The 21,060-nt window shown below is 75.0% G+C and carries 15 protein-coding genes; 6 read left to right on the plus strand and 9 right to left on the minus strand.

The genetic code is table 11. The features are described from left to right. Positions 1–365: 365 nt before the first annotated feature. Positions 366–1,571 (minus strand): 3-oxoadipyl-CoA thiolase, encoded by a 1,206-nt coding sequence (gene pcaF, locus GA0070606_RS08895; RefSeq protein ID WP_091096697.1) that lies wholly within the window; start codon positions 1,569–1,571, stop codon positions 366–368. Positions 1,572–1,677: 106 nt separating this feature from the next. Between pcaF and GA0070606_RS08900 the strand changes: the two genes are divergently transcribed. From GA0070606_RS08900 to GA0070606_RS08915, 4 genes are all read left to right on the plus strand, one after another. Further along, positions 1,678–2,643 (plus strand): glutathione S-transferase family protein, encoded by a 966-nt coding sequence (locus GA0070606_RS08900; protein ID WP_091096699.1) that lies wholly within the window; start codon positions 1,678–1,680, stop codon positions 2,641–2,643. Continuing rightward, positions 2,636–3,439, plus strand: coding sequence for a DUF998 domain-containing protein (locus tag GA0070606_RS08905; RefSeq protein WP_245724620.1), 804 nt, complete (start codon positions 2,636–2,638; stop codon positions 3,437–3,439). Before GA0070606_RS08900 ends, GA0070606_RS08905 begins: the two co-directional genes overlap by 8 nt. 125 nt (positions 3,440–3,564) lie before the next feature. Continuing rightward, complete coding sequence (locus tag GA0070606_RS08910) at positions 3,565–4,878, plus strand: dicarboxylate/amino acid:cation symporter (protein WP_091096702.1); 1,314 nt, start codon at positions 3,565–3,567, stop codon at positions 4,876–4,878. A gap of 232 nt (positions 4,879–5,110) precedes the next feature. Further along, a complete protein-coding gene (locus GA0070606_RS08915; protein ID WP_091096704.1) occupies positions 5,111–6,178 on the plus strand; it encodes an NADH:flavin oxidoreductase/NADH oxidase in 1,068 nt (355 codons plus the stop codon). Positions 6,179–6,265: 87 nt separating this feature from the next. Here GA0070606_RS08915 and GA0070606_RS08920 read toward each other — a convergent pair whose 3' ends face one another. The 7 genes from GA0070606_RS08920 to GA0070606_RS08955 all read right to left on the minus strand — a co-directional run bounded on the left by GA0070606_RS08920 (position 6,266) and on the right by GA0070606_RS08955 (position 16,747). After that, a complete protein-coding gene (locus GA0070606_RS08920; protein ID WP_091096706.1) occupies positions 6,266–9,871 on the minus strand; it encodes an ATP-binding cassette domain-containing protein in 3,606 nt (1,201 codons plus the stop codon). 201 nt (positions 9,872–10,072) lie between these two features. After that, complete coding sequence (locus tag GA0070606_RS08925; protein ID WP_091096708.1) at positions 10,073–10,912, minus strand: GNAT family N-acetyltransferase; 840 nt, start codon at positions 10,910–10,912, stop codon at positions 10,073–10,075. 55 nt (positions 10,913–10,967) lie between these two features. Next, positions 10,968–12,194 carry an MFS transporter gene (locus tag GA0070606_RS08930; protein ID WP_091096710.1) on the minus strand — a complete coding sequence of 409 codons (1,227 nt, stop codon included), beginning with the start codon at positions 12,192–12,194 and terminating at the stop codon, positions 10,968–10,970. A gap of 143 nt (positions 12,195–12,337) precedes the next feature. After that, the gene (gene ispG / locus GA0070606_RS08935; protein ID WP_091096712.1) at positions 12,338–13,510 is read right to left on the minus strand and encodes a flavodoxin-dependent (E)-4-hydroxy-3-methylbut-2-enyl-diphosphate synthase; all 1,173 of its coding nucleotides are present in this window, start codon (positions 13,508–13,510) and stop codon (positions 12,338–12,340) included. A 9-nt stretch (positions 13,511–13,519) separates the two neighbouring features. Continuing rightward, a complete protein-coding gene (locus GA0070606_RS08940; protein WP_091096714.1) occupies positions 13,520–14,770 on the minus strand; it encodes a M50 family metallopeptidase in 1,251 nt (416 codons plus the stop codon). Further along, positions 14,770–15,984, minus strand: coding sequence for a 1-deoxy-D-xylulose-5-phosphate reductoisomerase (dxr, locus tag GA0070606_RS08945; protein ID WP_091096716.1), 1,215 nt, complete (start codon positions 15,982–15,984; stop codon positions 14,770–14,772). The genes GA0070606_RS08940 and dxr overlap by 1 nt, the downstream gene beginning before the upstream one ends. Positions 15,985–16,159: 175 nt before the next feature. Further along, the gene (locus GA0070606_RS08955; protein WP_091096720.1) at positions 16,160–16,747 is read right to left on the minus strand and encodes a GNAT family N-acetyltransferase; all 588 of its coding nucleotides are present in this window, start codon (positions 16,745–16,747) and stop codon (positions 16,160–16,162) included. A gap of 126 nt (positions 16,748–16,873) precedes the next feature. On the opposite strand from GA0070606_RS08955, the gene GA0070606_RS33210 reads away from it, so the two are divergent. Both GA0070606_RS33210 and GA0070606_RS08965 read left to right on the plus strand, forming a co-directional pair. Further along, positions 16,874–17,848, plus strand: coding sequence for a golvesin C-terminal-like domain-containing protein (locus GA0070606_RS33210; RefSeq protein WP_281190620.1), 975 nt, complete (start codon positions 16,874–16,876; stop codon positions 17,846–17,848). A 156-nt stretch (positions 17,849–18,004) separates the two neighbouring features. Continuing rightward, the gene (locus tag GA0070606_RS08965) at positions 18,005–18,856 is read left to right on the plus strand and encodes a YhjD/YihY/BrkB family envelope integrity protein (protein ID WP_091096722.1); all 852 of its coding nucleotides are present in this window, start codon (positions 18,005–18,007) and stop codon (positions 18,854–18,856) included. A gap of 26 nt (positions 18,857–18,882) precedes the next feature. On the opposite strand, the gene GA0070606_RS08970 is transcribed toward GA0070606_RS08965, so the two are convergent. Further along, complete coding sequence (locus GA0070606_RS08970; protein WP_091096724.1) at positions 18,883–21,057, minus strand: MMPL family transporter; 2,175 nt, start codon at positions 21,055–21,057, stop codon at positions 18,883–18,885. Positions 21,058–21,060: the final 3 nt, after the last annotated feature.

Raw genomic sequence — 21,060 nt, forward strand, 5'->3', positions numbered from 1 at the left:
CACGCGGACGAGGCGGCCGGCCGACCCGCGGATCGTGTGGTGCTCACCACTCTAGGCCGCCCGCTCCCGACTCCGGGAGATCCCGTGACCCACTTCGTCGGCACTTCCGGTGTGCGTCACGGACCGGACACGCAGCGCGAAAACGGGCGGCCCGGCGCGAGCCGGCAGGCGGCCCGAGGGCGAGCCAGCAGGCGGCCCGAGGGCGAGCCAGCAGGCGGCCCGAGGGCGAGCCAGCAGGCGGCCCGAGGGCGAGCCAGCAGGCGGGCCGAGTTGACGAGCGGCCGACGCGCGACGGCGGGCGGGCCGTGGCGCCGTCGGCGAACTCGCCGCCGGGCGGATCGGCGCGCCCTCGGCCGGCGGCCGGGTCAGCCGGCGGACTCCAGCAGCAGCGAGATGCCCTGCCCGACGCCGACGCACATGGTGGCCAGCGCCCGCCGGCCCCCGCGCCGGCGCAGCTCCAGCGCGGCGGTCAGGGCCAGCCGGGCGCCGCTCGCGCCGAGCGGGTGCCCGAGCGCGATCGCCCCGCCGTTCGGGTTGACGTGCTCGGCGTCGACGGGCAGGCCCAACTCGCGCAGCACCGCGACGGACTGCGCCGCGAACGCCTCGTTCAGCTCGATCACGTCGACCGCGTCGAGGCCGACGCCGAGCCGGTCGAGCAGCTTCCGGGTGGCCGGGACCGGCCCGACGCCCATCACCCGCGGCGGTACGCCCGCCGCGGCGGCGCCCGCGACCCGGGCCAGCGGGGTCAGGCCGTAGCGTGCCACCGCCGCCTCGGAGGCGACCAGCAGCGCCACCGCGCCGTCGTTGACGCCCGAGGAGTTGCCGGCGGTCACCGTGCCGCCCTCGCGGAACGGGGTGGGCAGCGCGGCGAGCTTCTCCAGCGAGGTCTCCCGGGGGTGCTCGTCGACCTCGACGAGCTTCGTCTCGCGCCGCCCCGCCGGCACGCTCACCGGCACGATCTCCTCGGCGAACCGGCCGTCGGCCTGCGCCTTCGCGGCCCGCTGCTGGGACCGGTACGCGAACTCGTCCTGCTCGGCGCGGCCGACACCGTACTCGGCGGCGACGTTCTCGGCGGTCTCCGGCATGGAGTCGATGCCCCAGTGCTTCTTCATCGCCGGGTTGACCAGCCGCCAGCCGATGGTGGTGTCGTAGACCTCGACGGTGCGGGAGAACGCGGTCGTCGCCTTGGGCATCACGAACGGCGCGCGACTCATGCTCTCCACCCCGCCGGCCACGACGAGGTCGGCCTCGCCGGCCACGACGGACCGGGCGGCCGTGGCCAGGGCGTCCAGGCCGGAGCCGCAGAGCCGGTTGACCGTGCTGCCGGGCACCTCCTCGGGCAGCCCGCCCAGCAGCGCCGCCATCCGGGCCACGTTGCGGTTGTCCTCGCCGGCCTGGTTGGCGCAGCCCAGGACGACGTCGTCCACCCGCGCCCAGTCCACGGACGGGTGCCGGGCGACCAGCTCGCGGATCACGTGCGCGGCCAGGTCGTCGGGGCGGACGCCGGCGAGGGCGCCGCCGTACCGGCCGATCGGGGTGCGGACACCGGCCACCAGGTATGCCACGGTCATCAGCGCGATCCTTCGGGGGGTGGGAAGGGGCGGGGGCGGGCGGTTCCGGGTCACGGGGACGCCCGGCCGCCAGGATATCCGCGCGCGCAGCGGATAGGTTGACGGCATGGCCCGGGCCCAGTTCAGCGCAGAGACCAGCGGCGGCGGCGCGTTCGTCCGCCAGCCCAACCGGTTCACCGACCGGGTCACGCCGGACTCCGACTCGCCGCCCGGCGGCGGGCCGGACGCCCAGGGCCGCTGGCCGCTGGAGCCGGGCCGCTACCGGCTGATCTGGTGCCGGGCGTGCCCGTGGGCGCACCGGGCGCGGATCGTCCGGAACCTGCTCGGCCTCCAGGACGCGATCTCGCTCGGCACCGTCGACCCGATCCGCGACGAGCGGGGCTGGCGGTTCAGCCTCGACCCGGACGGGTTCGACCCGGTGCTCGGCATCGGCTTCCTCTCCGAGGCGTACCTGGCCACCGATCCGGACTACACCGGGCGGGTCACCGTGCCGGCCCTGGTCGACACGCGCACCGGGCGGGTGGTCACCAACGACTACCCGCGGCTCACCCTCGATTTCTCCACCGAGTGGCGCAGCCTGCACGCGCCGGGCGCGCCGGATCTCTACCCGGCCGAGCTCCGCCCGGAGATGGACGCGCTGATGGCGGAGATCCACCGGGACGTCAACAACGGCGTCTACCGGTGCGGCTTCGCCACCTCGCAGGCCGCGTACGAGGAGGCGTTCACGGCGCTCTTCGCCCGGCTCGACGCGCTGTCGCAGCGGCTGGCGGACCGGCGCTACCTGATGGGCGAGGCGATCACCGAGGCCGACGTGCGGCTGTTCACCACCCTGGTCCGCTTCGACGTGGCCTACCACGGGCACTTCAAGTGCAACCGCCACAAGCTCACCGAGATGCCGGTGCTCTGGGCGTACGCCCGGGACCTGTTCCAGACGCCCGGTTTCGGCGAGACGGTCGACTTCGACCACATCAAGCGGCACTACTACGGCACCCACGCGGCGATCAACCCGACGGGCATCGTCCCGCTCGGCCCCGACACCTCCGGCTGGGCCACGCCGCACGGGCGTGGCTGAGCGTCGCCCGGCCGGTCCGACCGCCGCCCCGAGCGGGCCGCCGCGCCCACCCCGCCCGACCGGCACGCCGCTGCGGGCCGCCGCGGCGTCGGCGGCCACCGGCTGCGCCGCCGTGGGCGCGGTCGCGGTGGCCGTCGCCGTGGTCGCCGGCCCCGGGCCGGGTCTGACCGGGTACGTCAGCGAGGCGGGCGTCACCGACAGCCCCTACGCCCCGGCGTACCGGATCGGGGTGTTCGCCCTCGCCGCGGCGCTGCTGCTGCTCGCGGCGGCGCTGCCCGCCCGGCTGCGCGTCGCGGCCGGGCTGCTCGCCGCCGGCAGCGTGTGCACGCTGGTCTCCGGCGCCGTGGCGTGCAGCGAGGGCTGCCCGTTGCCGCCCTACGAGCGGGCGACGACGGCCGACCTGGTGCACGGCGGGGCGAGCATCGTCGCGGTGGCCTCGGTCGTCCTCGCGATGCTCGCGATCGCCTTCCTCCCCGGGGCCGACCGGGCGCTACGCCGGCTGGCCGCCGGGGCGGTCGCGGCGGCCCTGCCGCTGGCCGGGGCGGTGGGGCTGGCGATGCTCGCGATCGGCCGGGGCACCCTGGTCGGGGTGCTGGAGCGGCTGCTGCTCCTGGTGGCCGTCCTCTGGGCCGCCGCCACCGCGACCGCCATCGCCCTCCGGCGAAGACGCGAGGATGGGCGCCCGGTTGACGCCCGCGGTGGGGGAAGGAACGCTTCCGCACCCCGCTGTAAGGAGCGTCACCAGAGCTGGTCCTTCCGGCGCATCGACCGGGGCGATAACCTCGGCGGGCGATGACCAACGTCTGGCACCTCACCGTGCGCCTGTATGTCGACCTCCGACTGCAGGCCAGCGGCATCTGTCCGGCGCAGCCGCTCTCCTGACGCTGCCCCGTTCGACCTCCAGACCCTGGGACATCTCTCATGGCATCCGCCCTACGCAAGATCCCCTTCTCCGCGCAGATCCTGCTCGGCCTCGTCCTCGGCGTGGCGCTCGGCTTCCTCGCCCGCGCCAACGACCTGAGCTGGCTCACCAGCACCCTCGACACCGTCGGCGGCCTCTTCGTCCAACTGCTCAAGCTGGCCGTGCCGCCGCTGGTCTTCACCGCCATCGTGGTCAGCGTCGTCAGCCTGCGGGGGGTGGCCAACGCCGCCCGGCTCGCGCTGAAGACCCTGCTCTGGTTCGGCGTCACCGCGCTGATCGCGGTGAGCATCGGCATCGGGCTCGGCCTGCTCACCGACCCCGGCCGCGGCGTGACCCTGGACACCTCGGGCGCCACCGCCCCGAAGCGCACCGGCTCCTGGACCGACTTCCTCACCGGCATCGTGCCGACCAACCCGGTCGGGGCGTTCGTCGAGGGCAACGTGCTCCAGATCGTCTTCCTGGCCCTCGTCGTCGGCGCCGCCGCGCTGCTGGTCGGCGAGGCCGCGGAGCCCTTCGTGGCACTCAACCGCGCGCTGCTGGAGATCGTCCAGAAGGCGCTCTGGTGGGTCATCCGGCTCGCCCCGATCGGCACCCTCGGCCTGATCGGCAACGCCGTCGCCTCGTACGGCTGGGACCTGGTGGCGCCCCTCGCCAAGTTCACCACGGCCGTCTACGTCGGCTGCGCGATCGTGCTGTTCGTGGTCTACCCGCTGCTGCTGGTCGCGGCCGGCCGGCTCAACCCGCTGCGCTTCTTCGCCGGCGCCTGGCCCGCGATCGAGCTGGCCTTCGTCTCCCGCTCCTCGGTGGGCACGATGCCGGTGACGCAGCGCTCCGTCGAGCGGCTCGGCGTCCCCCGCGAGTACGCCTCGTTCGCGGTGCCGTTCGGCGCGACCACGAAGATGGACGGCTGCGCCGCGATCTACCCGGCGCTCGCGGCGATCTTCGTCGCGCAGGTCTTCGGGGTGGACCTCGGCGTCACCGACTACCTGCTGATCGCCTTCGTCTCGGTGGTCGGCTCGGCGGCCACCGCCGGCCTGACCGGCGCGATCGTGATGCTCACCCTGACCCTGAGCACGCTGGGCCTGCCGCTGGCCGGCGCCGGCCTGCTGCTGGCGATCGACCCCATCCTCGACATGATCCGCACCGCCACCAACGTGGCCGGCCAGGCGCTGGTGCCGACCATCGTCGCGGCCCGCGAGGGCACGCTGGACCGGACCGCGTACGACTCGGCCGGCCGGCGCTCGCCGCTCGCCCCGGCGGACGCCGACGCCGCGTCCCGCCGCCCGGAGGACCTCAGCCCCGTCCCGGCCTGAGCGCGCGCTCCCGGCCCGAGCCCCGTCCCGGCGTGGGCGTCGCCTCCCGGCCCGGGGGTCCGCTCCCGGCCCGAGCCCGGCTCCCGGTCCGGGCGCCCGCTCCGGGCTGATGCCCGGCGAGGCGAACGTGTCCGCCGCCGGGCCGGGGACGCCCCGGCCCGGGCCGCACCCCGTCGATCGAGGAGGGCCCCTCACGCGAGGGGTCCTCCTCGACGCCCGAGAGGATGACGACATGAGTGTCCTGTTCACGCCGCTGACCCTGCGCGCGGCCACCCTGCCCAACCGGATCGCCCTGGCGCCGATGTGCCAGTACAGTGCCGGCCCGGACGGCCTGCCGACCGACTGGCACCTGGTGCACCTGGGCGCCCGCGCCGTCGGCGGCGCCGGCCTGGTGATGACCGAGGCCACCGCGGTGGTGCCCGAGGGGCGGATCAGCCCGCAGGACACCGGGCTCTGGTCCGGCGCGCACGTCGACGCCTGGCGGCCGGTGACCGCGTTCGTCGCGGCGCACGGCGCCGTGCCGACGGTGCAGCTCGCGCACGCCGGGTTCAAGGCGTCGACGTACCGGCCGTGGGCGCCGGAGCGCGGCGGGGTGCCGGACGCGGAGGGCGGCTGGACGCCGGTCGGCCCCGGCTCGGCGCCGTTCGTGCCCGACTACCGGGTGCCCACCGCGCTCGACGAGGCCGGCATCGCCGGCGTGGTCGAGGCGTTCGCGGCGGCGGCCGAGCGGGCCGTCGACGCCGGATTCGCCGCCGTGGAGATCCACGCCGCGCACGGCTACCTGCTGCACGAGTTCCTCTCGCCGCTGACGAACCACCGGCAGGACGACTGGGGCGGGGACCGGTCCCAGCGGATGCGGCTGACCCTGGCGGTGGCCCGCGCGGTACGGGCGGCGGTCGGCGAGGACGTGCCCGTGCTGACCCGGATCTCGGCCACCGACTGGGAGCCCGGCGGCTGGACGGTCGAGGACAGCGTGGTGCTCGCCGGCGAGCTGGCCGGGGCCGGGGTCGACCTGGTCGACTGTTCCTCGGGCGGCGCGTCGGCGACCGCGTCGGTCCCCGTCGGCCCGGGCTACCAGGTGCCGCTGTCCGCCCGGGTACGCCGGGACGCGGGCGTGGCCACCGGCGCGGTGGGCCTGATCGTCGAGCCGGAGCAGGCCGAGGAGATCGTCGCCGCCGGCGACGCCGACCTGGTCCTGCTCGGGCGGGAACTGCTGCGCGACCCGTACTGGCCGCACCGCGCCGCCGCCGAGCTCGGCGCCACCGCCTCCTGGCCCGCCCAGTACCTCCGCGCCTCCTGACCCCCTCCCCCGTGGCGTCGAACCCGGGGTTGGCGGGTGTCGTGCCACCGCCGACCCCCGAAGACGGGGGGAGCCGGGAGGGCGGGGTCAGCCGGCGAGGTGGGACCAGTGGGGCTCCAGGTCGCGCCAGGGGCCCTGGGCGGCGACCGTGCCGGCGAGGAGGACCACGACGTGGTCGGCCCGGACCAGGGCCGCCCGCTTCGAGGTCGAGCCCACCACGGTCACCCCGTGCTCGCGCAGGGCCTGCCAGAGCGCCAGCTCCGTGGTGACGTCGAGCGCCGAGGACACGTCGTCGGCGACCAGCAGCTCGGTACGCGGCGCGAGCGCCCGGGCCAGCGCGAGGCGCTGCAGCTGCCCGCCGCTGAGCCGGGTGCCCTTGTGCCCGATCAGCAGCCCCAACCCGCCCCCGGCCGCCGCCAGGTCGTGGTCGAGCTGGGCGGTCGACACCGCGGCGGCGGCGTCCACCTGGTGGCCGAGGGTGATGTTGTCGGCCACCGTGCCGGAGAGCACCCGGGGCAGCTGGCCGACGTAGCCCACCTGGTTGGGGCGCAGGAACAGCTCCGGCTCGGTGACCGGCTCGCCGTTCCAGGTCAGCAGGCCGGTGTGCGGCGCGATGCCGGCCAGCGCCCGCAGCAGCGACGACTTGCCCGCGCCGACCGGCCCGACGACCAGCACGAGCTGGCCGCGTTCCACCGTCAGGTCGACGTCGCGGACGGCCACCGTCCCGTCGGAGTGGCGGACGCCGAAGCCGGTCAGCTCCAGCCGACGCAGCGGCCGCCGGGGCGGCACCTCGGGCGCCGGGGCGGTGCCCGCGCCCAGGTCCACGTCCGGCACCGCCGCCGACCACGCCCTGACTCCGGTCATCGCCACGGTCCGCCGCGTCCACACCCGCGCGGAGGGGATCTGCGAGATCAGCGACGCCGTCGTCCAGGCGAACCAGCGGGCCGCGGCCAGGGTGGCGACCACCACCAGCGTGGCGCCGGCCGACAGCTCGCCCGCCAGGTACAGCGCCCACGCGCCGATCGGCAGCAGGCCGCTGACCATCGACGGCGTCGACCGCGACCACACCTGCACCGCGATCTCCCGGCGCTGCCGGTCGCTGCGGACCACGTCGAGGTCGGCCAGGTGGGCCAGCACCGGGCGGGTCGCACCGGCGAGCTTCACCGTACGGGCGGCCGACAGCGTGGAGACCAGCGCGGTGGCGAACGCGGCCCGGGCCGCGACGGTCGCCCGCGCGGAGCGTTCCAGCCGGGGCCCGAACAGCGTCGCGACCAGTCCGGACACCAGCATCGTCCCGGCGAAGAAGAGCCCCGGCACCACGCTGCCGGTCACGGCCGTCATCGCGGCCAGCAGCACGAGGGAGATCCCCTGGTCGCTGACGTTGTCGGCGAGCTGCACCACCCGCTCGGTGTCGCCGCCCTGGGCCACCACCTCGGCCGGGGTGTGGCCGCTGACCCGGCGCGGCCCGGTCTGCCCGTGCACCAGCCGCAGGCTGATCCGCAGCATCTGCCGGACCCACCACTGCGGGAACCGGTAGCCGGTGAACCAGTGCACCGGCACGGTGACCAGCAGGGCGGCGACGATCCCCGTCGCCGGCAACCAGGGCTCGCCGACGCCGTCGACCAGGTCGGCCCAGAGCCAGGGCAGCACCGGGCCGTCCAGCCCCAGGATCACCAGCAGCACGAAGAGCGACAGCGAGGCCAGCCCGTACCGGGGGTCGTTGACGCACAGCCGCAGGACCTCGCGCAGCTCCCGCAGACCCCGCAGCCCGCGGGGCGGGGCCGACGCCGCGGACGCCTCGCCCTCGTGCGCCGCCGACGCCCCGTCGCCGCCCCGCGCCCCGCCGCCGTCGCCCGCCGCCGGCGGCACGGCCGCGTCCGGCAGGGCCGGCGACCCGGCCGCGTCCGGGCTCGCCGGCGGCTCGACCGCGTCGGGGCCGGCCGGCGGCCACGGCTCGGACGGGCCGGTCAGCAGGTCCACGCCGCCGGACCGGGTCACCGAACCGGCGTGCGCGTACGCGGTGGCGTGGCTGGTGGCGAGCAGCTCGGCGAAGCGTTCCGACTCCCGCAGCGGGCCGGCCTCGACCACCGCCCCGTCGGCCATCACCACGACCTCGTCGCAGCGGCGCACGGACGAGAGGCGGTGCGCGATGACGATTCCGATCCGGTCGCGCAGCAGCCGCTCGGTGGCCTGCTGCACCCGCGCCTCGGTGACCGGGTCGAGACGGGCGGTGGCCTCGTCGAGGATCACCACGTGCGGGTCACGCACCAGGATCCGGGCGAAGGCGACCAGTTGCTCCTGCCCGGCCGAGAGCACGTGCCCGCCCTCGCCGAGCCGGGTCTCCAGGCCGTCGGGCAGCTCGGCGATCCAGCCCGCCAGGCCCAGCTCACGCAGCGCCCGGGCGGCGGCCTCGTGCAGCTCCGGCTCGAACAACGCGACGTTCTCGACCAGGGTGCCGGCGAGGATCTCGGTGCGCTGGGGCACCACGGCGATCCACCGGCGCAACTGCTCGACGTCGAGGTCCCGCAGGTCGCGGTCGGCCAGGAAGACCGTCCCGGGTGGCACGTCGACGGCCCGGGTGAGCACCTTGGCCAGGGTGGACTTGCCGGAGCCGGTCCGGCCGACCAGCGCGTACGAGCGGCCCCGGGTGAACGTCAGGTCGACGTCGCGCAGCGCGGGGCCGCGCCCGCCGTCCGACTCGCCGCTCGGGTAGCGGAAGGTGAGGCCGCGGACGCGCAGGTCGCCCTCGGTCGGGGCGGCCCCGCCCACGGGCTCCTGCGGGGCACCCGCCAGCAACTGCACCCGGCCCCACGCGCCGAGGGCGTACTGGAGTTCGGGGACCATCCGGCTGACGTGCTCGACGGTCATCCCGAACCCGATCACGAGCAGCCAGACCGCGGTGAGCCGGGCCCCGTCGATCCGGCCGCCGACCAGCGCCCACGCTCCGCCGAGCACCACGGCGGCGATCGCGGCGACGCTGGCGCCCGCGGCGACGGTGGTGACCCGGGCGGACATCCGCCACACGCGCACGCCGCGGTCGAGCACCTCGGCCGCCCGCCGGGCGTAGAGGCGCAGCACGTACGGCCGGGCCAGGCTGGTGCGCACGTCGTCCTGGCCGTGGACGGCCTCCTCCATGACGGCGGCGAGGTCGGACCACGCCTCCTCCTCCGCCATCCGGGCCGGGCCGATGCGTGCGGTGGGCTTGCGCAGGCCGACCGTGAGCAGCACGGCGAGCAGCAGCATCCCGACCCCGGCCGGCCACCAGACCGCGAGGGCGACCAGCGTCGAGAGCAGGCCGGCGGTCAGCCCCTGCGTGATCCGTACGCCCTGGTTGCGCACTGCGGCGGCGACCTGGTAGACGTCGCCGTCGATGCGGTCGAGCAGCTCGCCGACCGGCGTGGTCTCCAGGGTCGGCAGGTCCTGCCCGAGCGCCACCCGGCACAGCCGGCGGCGCACGTCGGCGGACCAGTCGGCGGTCAGCCCGGCCATCATCAGGCTGACCACGAGGTCGCTGAGCACGGCGGCGACCAGCGCCGCCGCGAGCAGCGCGAAGAACCCGCCGGCGCGGTGCACCAGGACGGGGCCGGCCAGCGCGGCGGCGGCGGCCTGACCGCCGGCGCCGAACACGATCAGGAAGGTCACGACCGCCATGCGGCGGGGCGAGGTGGCCCACAGGTCCCGGAGCAGACGCATCAGGAGTCCTTCCGGAAGACGGCGACGGAGCGTCCAGCCTGCTCGGTCGGGGTGTCCCTTTCAACGCATTTACGGCCCACCCACCGCCCGCGCGACGCCGCCGGTCGCGCATGCGACACCGGGTGGACGGGTCAGGTCCGGGCGACCCGGCGGACGATGCCGAGCAGCGCCACAGCGCTGGTCCGGGCCATGCCCGGCGGCTCAGAAGAGCACGGTGGCCAGCGTGCCGACCGGCCGGAAGCCGCAGCGCTCGTAGACCCGGCGGGCCGGGGCGTTGAAGTCGTTGACGTAGAGGCTGACGGTCGGGGCGACCCGCAGCAGCGCGTCGCGCACCACGGCCGCCATCGCCGCCGTCGCGATGCCCCGGCCCCGCCACTCGGGGGCCACCCAGACCCCCTGCACCTGGGCGGTCCGGCGGGTCACGACGGCCAGCTCGGCCTTGAACACCACCTGGCCGTCGACGAACCGCGCGTACGCCCGGCCGGCCCGGACCAGGTCGGTGACCCGCCGCCGGTAGCCACGGCCGCCGTCGTCGGCGAGCGGCGAGACGCCCACCTCCTCGGTGTACATCGCCACGGCCGCCGGGAAGAGCCGGTCGATCTCGCTGCCGCGCACCCGCCGCACCTGCGGGTCCGCCGGCAGCGCCGGCAGCGCGTCGGTGGCCAGCAACGGCTGGTTCGGGCGTACGTCCCGGGCCGGCCCCCAGACGTCGCAGAGCCGGTCCCAGAGGCCGAGCACGGCGTCGGCCCGGCCCACGATGGACGAGCAGAGCCGCTCCTCGCCGGCGAGCAGGTCGGCGTACGCGGCGACGGCCGGCTCGGTGGCCAGCACCGGGGTGAGGTTGCCGCCGATCCAGCAGACGGACTCCAGGTTGCGGCGCGTGCCGTAGCCCAGCACCCGCCCCTCGGCGCGCCACCAGGCGAGGCCGCGCGCGGCGACCCGCTCGGCGACCTGCGCGCCCGCGAACGGGTCGAGGTCGAGCAGCCGCTCGACAGCGCGGCGTTCCGACTCTCCGAGTTGCCGTACCGGCACCGTCAGCACGGCTACCAGCCTGCCAGATCCGCCCCCCGCCCCGCCGGGCGAGTGACGAGAGGGACTACGGCACCGCGACCGGCGCGGGATCGGGCGCCGCGGACCGGTTGCGGGCGGCCCAGCCGACGACTCCGGGCACCAGGGCACCGAGCGACAGGAACAGGGCGCCGAGCACCAGCCACCCCGGCCCGCCCCAGCCGACGGCCAGCGTGGTGACCACCACCGGCGCCACCATCTTGCCCAGCTCGTAGCCCATGCTGTACGCGCCCTGGTACTGCCCGTGGGCGTTCTCCGGCGCCAGGCCGAAGGAGATCCCCCAGCCGGCGGCGGAGTGCCACAGTTCCCCGACCACGTGCGCGAGCGCGCCGCCGACCAGCAGCGCGACGGCGACGCCCGTGGAGCGTCCGCCGCTGGCGGCGAAGAGGACGCAGGCCGCGGCGATGGCGAGCCCGGCGCGCCGGGCCGCCCGGGCCGCGCCGGTGAGGCTCTCGGTGCCGCGCGCGGCGCGGACCTGGAAGAGCACCACCACCAGCGTGTTGACCAGCATCAGCCCGGAGAGCACCCAGGCCGGTGCCCGGGTGTGCCCGACGATCCAGAGCGGCAGGGCGATGTTGAGCAGCCCGAAGTGCATCGACATGAGCCCGTCGAGCACGGTGAACGCCAGGAACGGCCGGTCCCGCAGCGCGATCAGCCGGGGGCCGTGCGTGGGGGCGGGCGTGGGCGCAAGGTACGGCAGCCGGGTGAAGACGGCGGCGGCGAGCAGGTAGGTTACCGCGGCGGTGAGGATCAGCGCCGCGTACGCCGCCCGGGTGTCGGCGGCCAGCGCGAAGCCGGCGAGCACGGCGCCCACCGAGATCCCGACGTTGGTGGTGGCCCGCAGGTAGGCGCGGGTGCGGACGCGCTGGTCGGCCGGGACGGAGCCGGCGATGAGCGCTCCCTTGGCGCCCCGGTCGGCGGCGTCGGCGACGGCGGTGGCCGCGCCGACGGCGAGGAACGCGGGAAGCGATCCGACGGCCAGCAGCGCGGTGGTCAGCACGCCGCCGACGACCAGCGCGACGACCTGGGTGGCCCGGGGGCCCAGCCGGTCGGCCAGGTAGCCGGCGGGGGCGCTGGCCAGCAGGCCGACCAGGGCCGAGACGGTCAGCCCGAGCCCGACCTCGGTGGCGCTCAGGCCGGCCGAGCGGGTGAGGAAGAGCGCGCTGGCCACCAGCCACAGGCCGCGCCCGACGGTGCGGACGAGGGTGCCGAGGGTGAGGATCCGGGCCGGGCCCGGTTCAGGAAGGAGTCGCACCCGGGGACCTTAACAAGACGTACGTACGGTTTGCATCTGCCTTCCCGCCATCCGGCCCCGCGTACGGCGAAGGGGTGGCCGCTCCCGACGGAGCGGCCACCCCTTCGGTGGCCCCACACCCGCCTGCCGGCGGGACGGACGCTTCAGTGCACGGTGACGGTCGCCCCCGGGAGCAGGCCGCGCAGCTCCTCGGGCAGCTCGGCGCCCATCTCGTCGGCGATGCGCAGCGCCTCCTCGATGAGCGTCTCCACGATCTGCGCCTCCGGCACGGTCTTGACGACCTTGCCCTTGACGAAGATCTGGCCCTTGCCGTTGCCGGAGGCCACGCCCAGGTCGGCCTCGCGGGCCTCGCCCGGACCGTTGACGACGCAGCCCATCACGGCGACCCGCAGCGGCACCGGCAGCCCCTCCAGGCCGGCGGTGACCTCCTCGGCGAGCTTGTAGACGTCGACCTGCGCCCGCCCGCAGGACGGGCAGGAGACGATCTCCAGGCCGCGCTCGCGCAGCCCGAGCGACTCCAGGATCGCGGCGCCGACCTTGATCTCCTCCACCGGCGGGGCCGAGAGCGAGACCCGGATGGTGTCGCCGATCCCCTCGGCCAGCAGCGCGCCGAAGGCGACCGCCGACTTGATGGTGCCCTGGAAGGCCGGGCCGGCCTCGGTGACGCCCAGGTGCAGCGGGTAGTCGCACTTCTCGGCGAGCTGGCGGTAGGCCCGGATCATCACCACCGGGTCGTTGTGCTTGACCGAGATCTTGATGTCGCGGAAGCCGTGCTCCTCGAACAGCGAGCACTCCCACAGCGCCGACTCGACCAGCGCCTCGGCGGTGGCCTTGCCGTACTTGGCGAGCAGCCGCTTGTCCAGCGAGCCGGCGTTCACGCCGATCCGGATCGGCACGCCCGCGTCGCCGGCCGCCTTGGCGATCTCCTTGACCTTGTCGTCGAACTGGCGGATGTTGCCCGGGTTGACCCGGACCGCCGCGCAGCCGGCGTCGATCGCGGCGAAGACGTACTTGGGCTGGAAGTGGATGTCGGCGATGACCGGGATCTGCGACTTCCTGGCGATCGCCGGCAGCGCCTCGACGTCGTCCTGGCTCGGCACCGCGACGCGGACGATCTGGCAGCCGGACGCGGTCAGCTCGGCGATCTGCTGGAGGGTGGCGTTGACGTCGGCCGTGAGGGTGGTGGTCATCGACTGCACGGACACCGGCGCGCCGCCGCCGACCGGCACCGGACCGACCATGATCTGGCGGCTGGCCCGACGCGGGGCTAGCGGCGGGGGCGGCACGGCGGGGATACCGAGACTGACAGCGGTCACTTCAGGCACTCACCTTGAGAAGAGCGTGATCGGGTTGACGACGTCCGCGGTGATGGTCAGCAGCGTGAACGCGCCGCCGATCAGGATCATCGCGTACGTGAAGGGCATGAGCTTCAGGTAGTCGACGCGGCCGGGGTCGGCCCGGCCGATCCGGGCGTAGAGCCAGGAGCGGGCCCGCTCGAACCAGGCGATGGCGATGTGGCCGCCGTCCAGCGGCAGCAGCGGCAGCAGGTTGAACACGCCGATGAAGAAGTTCAGCGAGACGAAGAGCATGAAGAACAGCAGCCACGCGTTGTTCTCCACCGCCTCGCCGCCGAGCCGGCTCGCGCCGACCACGCTGATCGGGGTGTCCATGTCCCGCTCGCCGCCGGTGATCGCCGTCCACAGGGCCGGGACCTTCTGCGGGATGCGCTTCATCGCCTCGAAGGTGTTGACCGCCATCTCGCCGGTGAAGTCGGCGGTCGCGCCGAACGCGCCGACCGGCCCGTACGTCACCCGGGTCGGGGTGCTGGGGACGAGCCCGACACCGAGCGCGGCGACCGCGCCGACCTGGCCCTTCGGGTCGTCCAGCGGCGGGCGCTGGGTCTGCGCGAGCACCGCGCTGGTCGAGCCCGGCTGGCCGTCGCGCACGTACGCGATCTGCGCCGTGTCGCCCGGCTTGAGGCCGCGCAGGGTGGTGAGCAACTGGCCGTAGTCCGCGATCGGCGCGCCGTTGATCGCGGTGATCCGGTCGCCGTCGCGCAGCTGCGCCTGCGCGGCGGGGCTGGCCGGGTCGGCGGTGGTGCACTCGCGGAGGGTGTTCTCCGGGACCACGCACTTCGACAGCTGGATGACCGCCGGCTCCTTGCGGATCTCGGCCTCGGTGCTGGGGAAGTCCGGGTTGGGCAGGCCGGCGGTGACCGCGATCACCCAGAGGGTGACCAGGGCGAGCGCGAAGTGGGTGATCGAGCCGGCGGACATCACGATCGTCCGCTTCCACACCGGGTAGCGCCACATCGCGCGCGGCTCGTCGGCCGGGTCGACGTCGTCGTCCTGCGGCGTCATGCCGACGATCTTGCAGAAGCCGCCGAGCGGGATGCCCTTGACGCCGTACTCGGTCTCGCCCCGCTTGAACGACCAGAGCGTGGGACCGAAGCCGACGAAGTAGCGGGTGACCTTCATGCCGAACGCCTTGGCGGTGAGCATGTGCCCCGCCTCGTGCAGGCTGACCGAGATGAGGATCGCGAGGGCGAAGAGCACCACCCCGAGCAGGTACGCCATCAAGCTCCTTCCACCGAACCCGCGATGATGATCTCCTGCGCGTGCGCGCGCGCCCACGACTCCGCCGCGAGCACGTCCTCGACGGTACCTGGTTCGTCGAAGTCGGGAGCGTCCTCCAACACCCGCCGGAGGGTGTCGACGATGCCGAGGAAGGGCAGCCGGCCGGCCACGAACGCGGCCACGCACTCCTCGTTCGCCGCGTTGTAGATCGCCGGCCGGCAGCGCCCGGCCTCGCCGGCGGCCTTGGCCAGCGCCACCGCCGGGAACGCCTCGTCGTCCAGCGGGGCGAACTCCCAGGTGTGCGCCGTCGTCCAGTCGACGGCGGCGGCGGCTTCCGGCACCCGGTCGGGCCAGCCGAGGCCCAGCGCGATCGGCAGCCGCATGTCGGGCGGGCTGGCCTGGGCGAGCGTGGAGCCGTCGGTGAACTCGACCATCGAGTGGATCACCGACTGCGGGTGCACCATCACGGCGATGTCGGCGTACGGCACGTCGAACAGTTCGTGCGCCTCGATCACCTCCAGCGCCTTGTTGACCATCGTGGCGGAGTTGATCGTCACGACCGGCCCCATGTTCCAGGTCGGGTGCGCCAGCGCCTGCTCCGGCGTGACCCGCGTCAGCTCGTCGCGTCGCCGGCCCCGGAACGGGCCGCCGCTGGCGGTGACGACCAGCCGCCGCACCTCGCCCCGGGTGCCGCCGCGCAGGCACTGGGCCAGCGCCGAGTGCTCCGAGTCGACGGGCACGATCTGCTCCGGCCGCGTCACCGCGGTCTTCACCAGCGGGCCGCCGGCCACGAGCGACTCCTTGTTGGCCAGCGCGAGGGTACGTCCGGCGCGCAGCGCGGCCAGGGTCGGCGCGAGCCCGAGCGAGCCGACCACGCCGTTGAGCACGACGTCGCAGGGCCACTGCGCTAGCTCGGTCATGGCGTCCGGGCCCGCGACGATCTTCGGCAGCCTGAAGTCGCCGGTGGCCCAGCCGCGCCGGCTCGCCTCGGCGTAGAAGGCGAGCTGGAGGTCCTGCGCGGCGCTGGCCCGGGCCACCCCGACCGCGTCGACGCCGAGTTCGAGCGCCTGGGCGGCGAGCAGCTCGACGTTGCCGCCGCCGGCGCCGAGCGCGACCACCCGGAACCGGTCCGGGTTGCGACGCACGATGTCGATGGCCTGTGTCCCGATCGAACCGGTGGAGCCGAGCAGGACGAGTTCCCGGGGCGAAGTCACCCGGACATTCTTCCCCAACGCCGCCGGGCGCCCACGGGGAGCCTCAGCCCTCCGCGTCGGCCTGCTCCCCCGGCGCGTCCGCGCCCTCCTCCGGCGCCTCCTCGTCGAGAAGGTCGGCCGGGTCGACGGCGAACGGGAAGCCGGGCTCACCCCCTCGGTGGACATTCTGCTCAGGTCAGCCTAGCCGCCGCAGTCCCGGCCGTCCGGGATCGCACACCCGGTGCACGCCGGTCAGCACGAAGGTCTCCACCGAAACGCCGTCGTACCAGTCGGTGCGGCGGCCCACGTGGGTCATGCCGAGCCGGCGGGCCACCGCCATCGACGCCTCGTTGCCGGGCGCCACGACGGCGTGGACCTCCCGGGCGCCGGCGGCGAGTTCCCGCGCCACCACGGCCCGGGCCGCCTCGGTGGCGTACCCGTGGCCCCACGAGTCGGGGTGCAGGTGCCAGCCCACCTCGATGTCCTCGGTCGGCACGCCCTCGTCGCGCCCCGGCAGCGGCTTGAGCAGCACGGTGCCGGCCACCACGCCCGTCTCGCGGACCTCGATCGCCCAGGTGCCGTACCGGCCGCCGTGCCCCGCGTGCCGCTCCCGCCACATCTGCAACCGGTCGGCGGCCCGTGCGGGGTCGGTCAGGGGCAGCCCCGGCGCGCTCAGCCACCGGGTGACCTCGAGCCGGGAGTAGATGTCGAAGATCCGGGCCAGGTCGGCCGGGTCGGCGGTCCACTCCCGCAGCACCAGGCGCTCCGTGGTGAGAACGGTCATGACGGCGATCCTATTGAACCTCGACCAACCGATGTCGATCTATGTAGCTCTCTTACGATCATCGATGCTTGTTGGTTGAATACCTCCACCCCGCCCTGCCGTCCCCCTCGATCTCGGAGGCACCTCGTGACAATCGCCACCGCCACACGCGCCCTGGTCGCCGGGCTGACCGCCACGGCCATGGTGCTGCTCGGCCCGGCCGGGCCCGCGTCCGCGGCCACCACCACCGTGGACAACACGACCGCCGGCCGCTTCGCCGCCAGCGCCAACTGGGGCACGTCGTCCTGGGCCGGCCAGAGGTACGGCGCCGACTACCGCTTCGCCACGCCCTACACCGGGGGCAGCGACGCCGCCTGGTTCAGCGCGTCGGTCGCGGCCACCGGCGCGCACCTGGTCGAGGTGTGGTACCCGGCGGACGCCGGATACAACAGCGCCACCCCGTTCATCGTGGCGACCGCCGCCGGCAACCAGACGGTGGTCGTGGACCAGCGCGCCAACGGCGGCCGCTGGGTCGCCCTCGGCACCTTCACGCTGGCGGCCGGCGACCGCCCCGTCGTCGGGGTCAGCCGCTGGACCACCGCCGCGGGCTACGTCGTCGCGGACGCCGTCCGGATCACCTCCACCACCGCCGGCAACCCCGGCTTCGCCCTGCCGCTGCCCCAGAGCGCGCTGCCGCGCAGCGAGTACGACGACCCGCACCACGACTATCCCGCCATCGACCTCCCGGTCGGCACCGGCACCAGGGCGTACGCCGTGCGGGCCGGCACCGTGACGATCATCAACGACAGCTCCTGCGGCCAGGGCGTCAACCTCACCGGCACCGACGGGGCCGTCTACACCTACTGCCACTTCTCGGCGTGGTCGGTCGCGAACGGCGCGTCCGTGGCGCCCGGGCAGCAGCTCGGCCTCACCGGCAACACCGGCAACTCCACCGGGCCGCACCTGCACTTCGGCATCCGCACCGGCAGCACCCGGCGCTGCCCGCAGAACTTCCTGCTGGCGCTCTACGACGGGGTGACCCCGCCGGCGGCGACGAGCCTGCCCACCACTGGCTGCTACTACGCCACCCTCCGCGGCGGCGAGACCGCGCCGCTGGGCTGACCACCGCCGCACGCGCACGTCGGAGCCGCCGGACGCGACCCGTCCGGCGGCTCCCGGCGTACGGGCGCGGCGGATTCCCGGGCGGGTCGGGCGTCGAACCGGTCTCGGTCGGCGATGCGGTGCGTGACGCGGGGCGGTACGGGGAATGGAGCCGCGATGGGCGGCGGATGGCAGCGGACGAAGCAGATCACCAATGCGGCGTTCCGTCCGCTGCGCGGCCGGGACCTGTCGCTGCACGCCGCCGCCATCACCTTCTACGGGGCGATCGCCGTGGTGCCGGTGGCCCTGCTGGCCATCTGGCTGACCTCACTGCTGGCGGGGGCCGACCGGGTCCGCCGGCTCACGTCGTACGCCGTGCGGACGCTGCCGGACGAGATCGGCGCGCCGCACGCGGTGGCCGCGCTGGTCGAGGCCGGGGTGGGGTTGACGCCGGTGCTGGCGTTGGCGTCGCTGCTGCCGGCGTCGCTCTACGGCGAGGGGCTTCGTCGGGCCTTCGTCTCCGTGGCGGCCCCGCGCCGAGACGAGTCGCTGGTGGGGTGGCGGGGCCGCCTGCTGCTGCTCCCGCTGCTCGCCCCGGCCCCGGCCCTGCTGCTGTCGGTCCTGCTCGCGCTGCCCACGACGACGGGGCTGGTGCGGCAGGGCGGGTGGAGCGGCGCGCTGGGCGTGGTGCTGTCGTTCCTGGCGGTCTGGCTGGTGCTCACCCCGGTGCTGCTGTGGGTGTTCCGCGTGGTCGGCCCGGCGTCGCCGGACTGGCTCTCCGCGCTGGGCGTCGGGTCGTTCACGGCGGCGAACCTCTCCGGCTTCCTGCACGGCTTCGTGCTGTTCGCCTCGCTCCCGATCGACCTGGGCGTGCCGTTCGGCGGCTTCGACGAGATCGGCGCGGGCGTGGCGGTCCTGCTCTGGCTCTACGTGTTCCACGTGATCGTGCTCGCCGGCTACTCCGCCACCCTCGCCCTCTCCCGCTGGCGCACGGCCCGCGCCCGGTCGCGGGAGCCCCGTCGGCGGTAGGGCCGACGGGGCACCCACGGAAGCCCCTATCCGATGGACGTGGGGTGACGCCCGGCCGGCTCGGGCTCGGCGCCCTCCCGGATGCCGTACCGGCGGTAGAACCGGCCGAGCGGGCCCGGGGCCCACCAGTTCCACCGGCCCAGCAGCCGCATGGTGGCCGGCACCAGCAGCGCCCGCACCAGCGTGGCGTCGACCACGATCGCCACGATCATCCCGATGCCGATGAGCTTGATGTACGCCATCCCGCCCGTGGCGAAGCCGGCCACCACGACGATCAGCAGCAGCGCGGCGGCGGTGATGATCCGACCGGTGTGCTGGAGCCCCGCAGCCACCGAGGCGGTGTTGTCCCCCGTCCGGTCCCACTCCTCGCGCACCCGGGAGAGCAGGAACACCTCGTAGTCGGTCGCCAGCCCGAAGAGCACGGCGAGCATGAGGATCGGGTTGCTGGGTTCGATGAACCCGGTCGGGGTGAAGCCGAGCAGGTCGGCGAGGTGCCCGTCCTGGAAGATCCAGACCACCACGCCGAACGAGGCGCCGATCGACACCAGGTTCATCAGCACCGCCTTGACCGGCAGCACCACCGAGCCGAAGGCGAGGAAGAGCAGCACCAGGGTCGCGGCGGCCATCAGCAGGGCCATCCAGGGCAGGCGGTCGCCGAGGCTGTCCAGCAGGTCCCGGTCGGCGCCGGGACGGCCCCCGACGAGCACCTCCGCGCCGCCCGGCGCGGGCAGGTCGCGCAGCGCCCCGACCACGTCCTGCGCCACGTCGCCGGTCGGCTCGCCCGGGTAGGTCACCGTCAGCAGCGTCGACGTCCCCCGACTGGCCGCCACCGTCACGCCGGTCACGCCGGGCACGGCGGCCACCCGGTCGGCGAACGGCCGTACCTGCTCCGGGGACGCCCCGGACACCAGCACGTCGATCGGCGCGACCGTGCCGCCGGGGAACTCCGCGGCGATCCGCTCGGAGACGACCCGGGGCGCGGCGTCCCCGGGCAGCACCCGCTCGTCGAAGCCGCCGAAGGTGATCCGCAGGAACGGCGCGGCGAGCAGCAGGAGCAGCAGGGTCACCCCGACCAGGTAGCGCACCGGACGGCGCATCACGCTGCGCGCGATCCGGGCCCAGGCGCCGCCCGTCTCCCCCGCCGCCGGCCGCCCGCCCCGCGCCGCACGCCGCCCCGGCAGCGGTACGCGCAGCGCGTTGATCCGGTGGCCGAGCACCGCCAGCAGGGCCGGCAGCACAGTCAGCGTCGCCAGCATGGCGACCAGGACGGCGGCCATCCCGCCGAGCCCCATCGACCGCAGGAACGCCTGCGGGAAGATGAGCAGGCTGGCCATGGCGAGCGCGATGGTGAGCCCGGAGACCAGCACCGTCCGCCCCGCCGTGGCCATGGTGCGGCGGATGGCGGCCGGCGTGTCGTGCCCGGCGGCCAACTCCTCGCGGAACCGGCTGACCACGAAGAGGGCGTAGTCGACCGCCATGCCCAGGCCGATCAGGGTGATGACGTTGATGGCGAAGATCGACACGTCGGTGACCATGTTGACCAGCCGGACGGCGACGAACGCGCCGAGGATGGCCAGCCCGCCGATCAGCAGCGGGGTGGACGCGGCCACCAGCCCGCCGAAGATCAGCACGAGCAGCACCAGCAGCACCGGCATGGAGAGGATCTCCGCCCGGGTGATGTCCTCGGTGGTCTGCCGGTTCGCCTCGTGCAGGAACGCCACCGTGCCGCCCACCTCGGTCCGCAGGCCGGGCGTGGCGAGGGCCGGCCGCAGGTCGTCGTACGCGGCGGTCCTGCCGTCCTCGTCGGCGGCCCGGAGCTGGACCAGCGCGTACGTGGCCCGGCGGTCGGTGGACAGCAGCGCGGGCGCCCGCGTGTCGTACCAGGTGGTGACGCTGGTGACCTCGGGGCGGGCGCGCAGCCCGGTCACGGTGGCCGTGACCGGGTCGCGGAAGGCCGGCTGCTCGACGGTGGCCCCGTCGCTGCTCCAGAGCACGATCAGGTCGGCGCCCTGCGGCCCCAGTTCGGCGGTGATCCGCTGGGCGGCGCGGCTCGACTCGCTCGCGGGGTCGTCGTAGCCGCCCCCGGTCAGCTGCCCGAAGACCCCGGCCCCCCAGGTCGAGCCGACGGCGACCACCACCAGGGCGGCGGCCAGCACCGCCCAGCGCAGCCGCACCAACGCTTGTCCCCACCAGGCGAACATTCG

The sequence above is a fragment of the Micromonospora citrea genome (genome assembly GCF_900090315.1).
GTDB classification, from domain to species: Bacteria; Actinomycetota; Actinomycetes; order Mycobacteriales; family Micromonosporaceae; genus Micromonospora; species Micromonospora citrea.

Bases quoted from the DNA above. Each gene is read 5' to 3' on its own strand.
- GA0070606_RS08915 (WP_091096704.1), top strand. From the start codon at position 5,111: ATGAGTGTCCTGTTCACGCCGCTGACCCTGCGCGCGGCCACCCTGCCC.
- GA0070606_RS08900 (WP_091096699.1), top strand. From the start codon at position 1,678: ATGGCCCGGGCCCAGTTCAGCGCAGAGACCAGCGGCGGCGGCGCGTTC.
- GA0070606_RS08910 (WP_091096702.1), top strand. From the start codon at position 3,565: ATGGCATCCGCCCTACGCAAGATCCCCTTCTCCGCGCAGATCCTGCTC.
- GA0070606_RS08965 (WP_091096722.1), top strand. From the start codon at position 18,005: ATGGGCGGCGGATGGCAGCGGACGAAGCAGATCACCAATGCGGCGTTC.
- GA0070606_RS08970 (WP_091096724.1), bottom strand. From the start codon at position 21,057: ATGTTCGCCTGGTGGGGACAAGCGTTGGTGCGGCTGCGCTGGGCGGTG.
- GA0070606_RS08920 (WP_091096706.1), bottom strand. From the start codon at position 9,871: ATGCGTCTGCTCCGGGACCTGTGGGCCACCTCGCCCCGCCGCATGGCG.
- pcaF (WP_091096697.1), bottom strand. From the start codon at position 1,571: ATGACCGTGGCATACCTGGTGGCCGGTGTCCGCACCCCGATCGGCCGG.
- GA0070606_RS08955 (WP_091096720.1), bottom strand. From the start codon at position 16,747: ATGACCGTTCTCACCACGGAGCGCCTGGTGCTGCGGGAGTGGACCGCC.
- GA0070606_RS08940 (WP_091096714.1), bottom strand. From the start codon at position 14,770: ATGGCGTACCTGCTCGGGGTGGTGCTCTTCGCCCTCGCGATCCTCATC.